This window comes from Streptomyces sp. SID3212, from assembly GCF_009865405.1.
Taxonomy (GTDB): Bacteria; Actinomycetota; Actinomycetes; order Streptomycetales; family Streptomycetaceae; genus Streptomyces.
Map to the genome: position 1 here is coordinate 1 of NZ_WWJY01000013.1, position 3,276 is coordinate 3,276.

Annotated in this window: 3 protein-coding genes; all 3 read left to right on the forward strand. The window is 71.9% G+C overall.

All coding sequences use genetic code 11. The features are described from left to right. On the forward strand, positions 1-565 hold a 565-nt coding region (locus tag GT042_RS01060; RefSeq protein ID WP_161306809.1), incomplete at its 5' end, for a nucleotidyltransferase family protein. A gap of 236 nt (positions 566-801) precedes the next feature. Then, entirely contained in the window at positions 802-2,433 is a 1,632-nt protein-coding gene (gene aceB / locus GT042_RS01065; RefSeq protein ID WP_161306810.1) for a malate synthase A, read from the forward strand. Between the two features lie 186 nt (positions 2,434-2,619). Next, complete coding sequence (locus tag GT042_RS01070) at positions 2,620-3,192, forward strand: TIGR03086 family metal-binding protein (protein WP_161306811.1); 573 nt, start codon at positions 2,620-2,622, stop codon at positions 3,190-3,192. Positions 3,193-3,276: the final 84 nt, after the last annotated feature.

Genomic DNA, 3,276 nt, shown 5'->3' on the forward strand with positions numbered 1-3,276 from the left:
CGGCGGGGGACGGCGGCTCGGCGGGCGCCCCAAGGCGCTGCTCGCCCACCGGGGAGCCCTGCTGGTCGAGCACGCGGCGGGGGTGCTGCACGCGGGGGGCTGCGACCCGGTGCACGTGGTGCTCGGAGCGGCCTCGGAGGAGGTACGGCGCCGGGCCGAGCTGCCGGGGTGTGTCCTGGTCGACAACCGGGGGTGGGCCGACGGCATGGGGTCCTCGCTGGGCGCGGGGCTCACCTCACTGGCCGCCACGGACGCCAGGGCGGTGGTGGTGCTGCTCGTGGACCAGCCGGGGATCGGCGCGGAGGCGGTGGCCCGGGTCGTGGCCGCCTGCCGGTCCGCCGATTCGCTCGTGTCGGCCGCGTACGGCGGGAAGCGCGGGCATCCCGTGCTGTTCGGCGCGCACCGCTGGGTGGAGATCGCGGCGGATGCCCGGGGCGATCGCGGGGCACGCGGATATCTGACGGCCCATGAGGGCGACATCACGCTGGTGGAGTGCGGGGATGTCGCGCGGGCGCACGACATCGACACGGAGGAGGATCTGCGGCACCTGGAGCCTCCCGCGTAGAGCGAGGGCGAAAGCTCGTGGCACTGCGCGCCACGATGCCTCGACGCGGAGAGTCTCGACATCAACAAACCATTGAAGTTCCACCATGAGGAAACTACTATCCACAGGTCAGGTGTGCCCGCCGTCCAGGTGGACGCCTGCGACCGCATCCCGGCGCCACGGCACTCAGTGCCGTCCGAGGCGAGCAACCGGCCGCCGGGCACCGCCCGGCAGCTCGCCGAAGGAGTCGACAGCGCATGTCCGCACCCGCCCCCTCCCCCCTGGCCGTCGTGGACGCCGAGCCCCTGCCCCGCCAGGACGAGGTCCTGACCGAGGCGGCCCTCACGTTCGTGGCCGAGCTGCACCGGCGGTTCACCCCCCGCCGCGACGAACTGCTGGCACACCGTGCCGAGCGGCGCGCCGAGATCGCCCGTACCTCCAGCCTGGACTTCCTGCCGGAGACCGCCGCCGTCCGCGCGGACGACACCTGGCGGGTCGCGCCGTCGCCGGCCGCGCTGGACGACCGCCGGGTGGAGATCACCGGACCCACCGACCGCAAGATGACGATCAACGCGCTGAACTCCGGGGCGAGGATCTGGCTCGCGGACTTCGAGGACGCGTCGGCGCCCACCTGGGAGAACGTCGTCCTGGGCCAGGTCAACCTGATGGACGCCTACGAACGCCGCATCGACTTCACGGATCCGTCCACGGGCAAGTCGTACGCGCTCAAGGCCGCCGACGAGCTCGCCACCGTGGTGATGCGCCCGCGCGGCTGGCATCTGGCGGAGCGTCACCTCCAGCTGGACGGCGAGCCGGTGCCGGGGGCGCTGGTCGACTTCGGGCTGTACTTCTTCCACAACGCCCAGCGGCTGATCGACCTCGGCAAGGGCCCGTACTTCTACCTCCCGAAGACGGAGTCGTATCTGGAGGCGCGCCTGTGGAACGACGTCTTCGTCTTCGCGCAGGACTACTTCGGCATCGCGCAGGGCACGGTCCGGGCCACCGTGCTGATCGAGACGATCACGGCGGCGTACGAAATGGAGGAGATCCTCTACGAGTTGCGCGACCACGCGTCCGGGCTCAACGCGGGCCGGTGGGATTATCTGTTCTCGATCGTGAAGAACTTCCGTGACGGCGGGCCCAAGTTCGTCCTTCCGGACCGCAACGCGGTCACGATGACGGCCCCGTTCATGCGGGCGTACACCGAACTCCTCGTCCGTACCTGCCACAAGCGCGGCGCGCACGCGCTGGGCGGCATGGCCGCGTTCATCCCGTCCCGCCGCGACCCCGAGGTCAACAAGGTCGCCTTCGAGAAGGTCAAGGCCGACAAGGACCGTGAGGCGCGCGACGGCTTCGACGGTTCGTGGGTGGCCCACCCCGACCTCGTCCCGATCGCCATGGCGTCCTTCGACGCGGTCCTCGGCGACCGGCCGAACCAGAAGGACCGGCTCCGCGAGGACGTGCACGTGGCGGCGGGCGACCTGATCGCCGTCGACTCCCTGGACGCCCGGCCCACGTACGACGGCATGCGCAACGCGGTGCAGGTCGGCATCCGCTACATCGAGGCGTGGCTGCGGGGCAGCGGCGCGGTGGCGATCTTCAACCTGATGGAGGACGCGGCCACCGCCGAGATCTCCCGCTCCCAGATCTGGCAGTGGATCAACGCCGGGGTGGAGTTCGAGCACGAAGGACGGACGGTACGGGCCACTCCGGAGCTGGCCCGTGAGCTGGCCGCCGACGAACTCGCCGCGATCCGCGCGGAGAGCGGCGAGGAGGCGTTCGCGGCCGGGAAGTGGCAGCAGGCCCATGACCTGCTGCTGACGGTGGCGCTGGACGAGGACTACGCGGACTTCCTCACGCTCCCGGCGTACGAGCAGCTGCGCGGCTGAGCGTTCAGGCCCCTCTTGACGGTCCCGCCCCGCCTGGCAATTCCGTCCCCTGAGCATTTCCGCCCCCGCCCGCGATGAGTTTCGCGGGCGGGGGCGGTCTGCACTGGCATGGACACAGATACGAATACGGAAACGGATACAGACACACGTGCGACAGCAGGGCCCGGCCCCGTTCCCGGGTCCGGCATGATCGATCTCGGTCCGGTGTGCCGCGCGACGGCCCGGGTGGCCGTCGGGGTCCCGGACGAGCGGCTGGACGGTCCGACCCCCTGTCCTGCCTACACCGTCCGGGACATCCTCGCGCATCTGGCCGGGCTGACGATCGCCTTCCGGGACGCGGCGGGCAAGAAGCGGGGCCCGACCACGGACACGGCACCGGAGCCGGGAAACCTTCCCGTCCTGGAGGAGGGCTGGCGCGAGGCACTCCCCCGGCAGTTGGACGAGCTGGCCGCCGTGTGGCGGGATCCCGCCGCCTGGCAGGGCGGGACCCGGGTCGGCGGAGTCGACCTGCCCGGCGAGGTGGCCGGGGTGGTCGCCCTCAACGAGGTGCTGGTGCACGGCTGGGACGTGGCGCGCGCCACGGGCCAGGTGTACGAGGCCGACGAGGCGGGCCTCCGGGCCTCGTACGGGATGCTCAGCGCGCCCCTCCCGGCGGAGGGGATCTTCGGACCGCCGCTCGCGGTGGACGGGGACGCGCCGCTGCTGGACCAGGTGATCGGGCTGAGCGGCCGGCGGCCGGACTGGCTGCCGGGGGTGTGACGCCCGCCGTTCGTGCTCGGACGTCGTGTCGCTGAACTGCCGCGCAGGGGACGGCGGTTCGGCGACACGTCCAGGGGCGCGTCC